Source organism: Streptomyces sp. WAC05292 (assembly GCF_003949955.1).
Lineage (GTDB): Bacteria > Actinomycetota > Actinomycetes > Streptomycetales > Streptomycetaceae > Streptomyces > Streptomyces globosus.
In genome coordinates, this window is sequence record NZ_RPSE01000432.1 from 1 (window position 1) to 5,042 (window position 5,042).

The 5,042-nt window shown below is 76.3% G+C and carries 5 protein-coding genes; 2 read left to right on the forward strand and 3 right to left on the reverse strand.

Annotated features, from left to right (window positions below; translation table 11 throughout):
- A partial coding sequence (locus tag EF903_RS28550; protein ID WP_399421899.1) for an ABC-F family ATP-binding cassette domain-containing protein occupies window positions 1–1,590 on the reverse strand: 1,590 nt, incomplete at its 3' end.
- Between the two features lie 78 nt (window positions 1,591–1,668).
- Between EF903_RS28550 and EF903_RS28555 the strand changes: the two genes are divergently transcribed.
- Both EF903_RS28555 and EF903_RS28560 read left to right on the forward strand, forming a co-directional pair.
- Window positions 1,669–2,166 carry a TetR-like C-terminal domain-containing protein gene (locus EF903_RS28555; RefSeq protein ID WP_125547908.1) on the forward strand — a complete coding sequence of 166 codons (498 nt, stop codon included), beginning with the start codon at window positions 1,669–1,671 and terminating at the stop codon, window positions 2,164–2,166.
- Window positions 2,167–2,198: 32 nt separating this feature from the next.
- Window positions 2,199–3,113 carry an oxygenase MpaB family protein gene (locus EF903_RS28560; RefSeq protein WP_125547905.1) on the forward strand — a complete coding sequence of 305 codons (915 nt, stop codon included), beginning with the start codon at window positions 2,199–2,201 and terminating at the stop codon, window positions 3,111–3,113.
- A 142-nt stretch (window positions 3,114–3,255) separates the two neighbouring features.
- Here EF903_RS28560 and EF903_RS28565 read toward each other — a convergent pair whose 3' ends face one another.
- On the reverse strand, window positions 3,256–3,768 hold the full coding sequence (locus EF903_RS28565) for a C40 family peptidase (RefSeq protein ID WP_125547906.1): 513 nt from the start codon (window positions 3,766–3,768) through the stop codon (window positions 3,256–3,258).
- 211 nt (window positions 3,769–3,979) lie between these two features.
- On the reverse strand, window positions 3,980–5,042 hold a 1,063-nt coding region (locus EF903_RS28570), incomplete at its 5' end, for a TolB-like translocation protein (protein ID WP_312845972.1).

Sequence of the window (5,042 nt, forward strand, 5' to 3'; positions counted from 1 at the left end):
GCCCCGCCCGGCCCGGGCGGCGGCGCGGGCGGCGGGCGGGGCGGCGCTCAGGCCCCGTGCGGCAGGGGCGAGTTCGAGGCGGGCGCCCCGCCAGCGGGCGTGCAGCGCCCGGTCGTGGCTGACGACCACCACGGCTCCGGCGAAGGAGTCCAGTGCCTCCTCCAACTCCTCGGCCAGCGCGGGGGAGAGGTGGTTCGTCGGCTCGTCCAGCAGGAGGACGTCCGCCGGTTCGGCGAGCAGCCGGGCGAGCGCCAGCCGCTGCCGCTGGCCCGCCGACAGGGACGCGACGGGCACGTGCAGCCGGTCCCGGTGGAACAGGCCGAGCGCCAGCAGCCGCTCGGTGTGCTCCTCGACCGTGCCCGGGCGGCCGTCCGCGAACGCGGCGAGCAGGGTGCGCCCTCGCGGCCCGGCGGGCGCGTGCTGGGCGAGGAGGCCGATCCGGCCGCGCCGGTGCACGCGCCCGCCGTCCGCGGGCACCGCGGCGGCGAGGACGCCGAGGAGGGTGCTCTTGCCCGCCCCGTTCGGCCCCGTGACGAGCAGGCGGTCGCCGGCGCCGACGGCGAGGCCCACCGGCGACAGCCGCCCGGCGACGTGCACCGCCTCGGCGCGCAGGAGTTCGCCGGGCCGGCCGGAGCCGCGGGGCAGGGCCGGCGTGAAGGACAGCGGTTCGGGCGGGGCGGGCACCGGACGGGCCAGCAGCCGGGCGAGGCGCTCCTCGGCATTGCGGACCCGGCTCGCCAGGGACTGCTGCACCCGGCCGGCGGCCCGGTCGTAGGCCATCTTGTTGCCGTCCTTGATCGCCCTGCCCGGGGCGACGCGGCGGGCGGTGGTCGCGGCCGTCTCGCGCAGCCGGGCCACCTCCTCGGCCCACTGCCGGTGTGCGTCGGCGCGGCGCTGCCGGTCGGCGGCCCGCTGCGCGAGGTAGCCCGCGTAGCCGGTGCCGTGGCGGGTGACGGTGTGCAGGTCGCCGTCGACCTCCAGCAGGGCGGTGGCGACCCGTTCGAGGAACGCCCGGTCGTGGGAGACGGCGACAGTGGTGCCGCGGCGGGCGCGCAGGTGGTCCTCCAGCCAGGTCAGGGCGGGGCCGTCGAGGTGGTTGGTGGGCTCGTCGAGCAGCAGGACCTCGGGGGCCGCGGCGAGGAGGGCGGCCAGGCGCAGGCGGACCTGTTCGCCGCCGGAGAGGCCGCCGACGGTCCGGTCCCGGGGCAGTCCCGCCAGGCCGAGGCCGTGCAGGGCGCGTTCGAGGCGGGCGTCGGCCTCGTAGCCGCCGCGCAGTTCGAAGGCGGTGAGGAGGTCGGCGTACGCGGAGAGCACGGCGGGGTCGTCCCCGGCGCCTTCGGCCATGCGCGCCTCCAGGCCGCGCATGTCCCGCTCCATGGAACGGAGTTCGGCCAGGGCGCGGTCGATGACCTGCCGGACGGTCAGGTGCGGCGGGAGGTGCTCCTCCTGGGGGAGGTAACCGATGCCGCCGTCGGCGCGGGCGATGACCTCGCCGCGGTCGGGGCGCTCCGCTCCGGCGAGGAGGCGCAGCAGGGTGGACTTCCCGGATCCGTTCTCGCCGACGACGCCCAGACGGCTGCCGGCGGGCACGGAGCAGGTGACGGAGTCGAGGACGGTGCGGCCGTCGTACCCGGCTTCGAGGAGGACCGCGCCGACGGCGTCGAGGACCTGGGCGCGGACGCGGTCGCCCTCCGCGCGGGCGTCCACCGCACCACGGTCTACCGGCGCTGGCGCGACGTGGGCGGCCTCCTCGCGGACCTCCTCGACGCCGCGGCCGACGACACCTGGACGCCCCCGGACACCGGGTCCCTCGAGGGCGATCTCACCGCCCTCAACCAGGAGGTCTACGACGCCCTCGCCGCCGGACCCGGCCTGACCGCCGCGCTGATCGCCGCCTCGTTCCGCTCCCCGGAGGCCGCCGGCGCCCTCAGCCGGTTCTGGGAGGACCGCTACGCCCGCTGCGCCGTGCTCGCCGCCCGCGCCGCCGCCCGCGGAGAGCTCGGCCCGCCCGCCCTCGGGCCCGGCGCCGTCCGCTCCCTGCTCGTCGCCGCCACCGCACCCGTCTACCAGGAACTCCTTCTGCTGCGCAGCGCCCCCGACCCGGGGCTGCCGCGCCGCGCCGCCCGGGCGGCCGCCGCGGCCGCCCGCGCCGGCGCCTATCGCTGACCGGGCGGCCCGCCCCGGGGGATAATGGCCCCATGGGGCGGCAGTGGCGGTCCGCCGTCGCACACACCAGGACCCGCATGGGCGAGGCGCTCTTCCGGCGGGTGGCGGGGCCGTCCGGCCCGGTGAACCGGGACCGGATCCACCTCACGCCCGGCCCGCGCTGGTTCCCCGCGGGCGGGCCCGTCCAGCGCGTCCACGCCGACGCCGCGCTCTTCGTCGGGGGCATCGCCGCCCTGCTCCTGCAGTCCCTCCACCCGCTGGCCATGGCGGCGGTCGCCGAGCACTCCGACTACCGCGAGGACCCGTGGGGCCGGCTCCAGAGCATCAGCACCTTCCTCGCCTTCACCACCTACGGCACCGCCGAGGACGCGCAGCGCGCCGTCGACCGCGTCAAGGCCGTCCACCGGACGGTGCGCGGCACCGCGCCCGGCGGGGAGCCGTACGCGGCCGCCGACCCCGTCCTGTTGGAGTGGGTGCACGACGCCGAGGTCAGCTGCTTCCTCGGCGCCCACCAGCGCTACGGGGCCCGCCGGCTCGGCCCGGCCGAGCAGGACGAGTACGTCGCCGGGATGGCGCGCGTGGGCGCCGCGCTCGGCGTACGGGAGCCGCCCCGCACCGTGGCCGAGCTCGGCGCCCGCCTCAGGGCGTACCGCCCCCAGCTGCGCGGCACCCCGCAGGCCCGGGAGGCGGCCCGGTTCCTGCTGCGCCGCCCGCCGGTGCCGTGGCCGCTGAGGCCGCCTTACGCGGCGCTCGCCGCGGCCGCCGTGGACCTGCTTCCGGAGTGGGCCCGCGCCGAACTCGGCCTGCGCCCGAGGCTCCCCGTCGAGCGCAGGTTCACCCGGCTGGCGGGCGGCGCCGCCGTCCGGCTCGTCGGCTGGGTGCTGCGGACCCCGCCCGGCGCGCCGCGCCGCCCCGGTCACGGGCGGTCCGCGCGCCCCTCCCGATGAGTGCTCGGACGGTGCGCGTCGGCGCGGCCGACACCGCACCGTGTCCGGCGCCGTGGGCACACGCGTCCCCGGCGGCCGCCGAACAGCGGTGTTCTCGGGTGGGGATGCGCACGCGGCGTGCGGGCGTTTCGGGAGCGGCAGGTCAATTGGCCCGGCTGTAGCGGGCCTTGCTCGTCCAAATGCGTTCGAGCCGTACGCGGGTGCCGGGTCTGGGTGCGTGCCAGATCTTGTTGTGGCCGGCGTAGATTCCCACATGGCTCATCGTCGCCCCCTTGGGGAAGAAGACGAGATCGCCCGGAGCGCGCTGGCGGCGCGAAATGTGCTGCGTGCTGTCGTATTGCTGGTCCGCCGTGCGGGGGAGTTTCCGCCCCGCCTTCCGGAAGGCGTAGAGCGTGAGGCCCGAGCAGTCGAATTGCCGTGGCCCGGTGGCGCCGTACACGTAAGGGGCGCCTTCCTTGGACGCGGCCACCGCGACGGCTCTCGCGCCGTACGGGGAGGCCGCGTGGGCCGGTGTGGCCGGTACGGAGACGGTGGCCACCGCCACTATGAGGAAGAAGGCGCACCCCTGGGGGGCTCGACGTCCTGCAATGCGGCCTCCGTACGGCCCCTGTCTTTCCACTCCGGAGTTCGTCAATCGTGATCCCTTCGCATTCATGTTGAACAGCCACCGCTTTCCACGGCAGTTCATCGAAGTGACATGCGTAACGGCTCCCGACGAGCGCCCATTGTTCTCCGACGTACGCGCAGGCGCTGTTTTCGGACACGCCCTGGAATATCTCGGTTGGGTAAAGGAGCGGGTGTAATGGCGGATCATATGACCGGTTTCGGGGGCCGTTCGAGTGGCGGAAAGGGCCGATCCGCCGCCGTCACGAGACGGGGCGGGTCGGCGAGGAGGCCGCCGGCGCCAGCAGGCGCGGTTCACCCGAACCGTCCGCCCGCACCGTCCACAGGTCCGTCGTGTCGGCCGCACCGTCGGCCGGCAGCCCGTACGCCAGCGTGCGGTCGTCGAGCCACAACGCCTGGTCGTCCACGCTCCGCTTCTCCGCGAGCGGCTGCTCGCGCAGCGTCCGCAGGTCCAGCACGTGCTCGCGCCACAGCGAAGCCCCCCGCTGCACCCGCTTCTTGTACGCGATCCGCGTCTCGTCCGGCGACAGCGACGGGCACTCCACGTTCCGGGCGAGGGTCGTGACGCTGCGCCCCGAGATCGACCCCCTGACCAGGTGCGTCTGCCCCGCCGTGGCCAACGTGGCATAGAAGGTGTCGTCGTCCCCGCTGAACGTCACGCCCCAGAAGTTCACGTCCGCCGCACTGTAGGGCCGGCCGTCCATCGTCACGGAGAACTTCTCCAGGTCCGGCTCCAGCGCGCCCGTCCGGGTGTCCGCGATCGCCGTACGGGTCGAGAAGAACGCCGAACCGTAGGACTCCCCGGTGACGAAGACCGTCCAGGCGGCGAACCGCCCGCTGGGGGACATCCGCGCCCGCGACGGCGTTCCCGCGAGCGGGAAGCTGCGGACCGGGCGCAGCCCGGAGTCCACGATCACGGCCCGGTTGTCCTGCGCGAGCGCGCCCGGGGCGGAGCTCAGGCACACGCCGGTGCCGCCCGCCGCGTGGAACCGCCGGCAGGTGAGCCCCGACGCGGTCCGCTCCGCCCGCGGCTCCCCGCCGGGCACCGACACCACGGCCCCGCGGTGCGGGCCGGGGGCCCCGTTGACGAAGACCAGCCTGCCGCCGTCGAGGGCGACGCGTCCCGGGGCCGCGACCGGGTCGCCCGGCCGGGTCTGCACGGCGCGGTCGGCGGCGCGCAGCACCACCGCGGTGCCGGCTCCGCCGAGGAGCAGGACGGCCGCCAGGAGGAGCAGCAGCCGGCGGGAGCGGGTCATGGGGTTCCTCGCGTCGCTCGGGATCAGGGAAGGGCCAGGGGAGGGGCGG

Coding starts and splice junctions, on each gene's coding strand:
- EF903_RS28560 (WP_125547905.1), top strand. CDS start 2,199: ATGGGGCGGCAGTGGCGGTCCGCCGTCGCACACACCAGGACCCGCATG.
- EF903_RS28565 (WP_125547906.1), bottom strand. CDS start 3,768: ATGAATGCGAAGGGATCACGATTGACGAACTCCGGAGTGGAAAGACAG.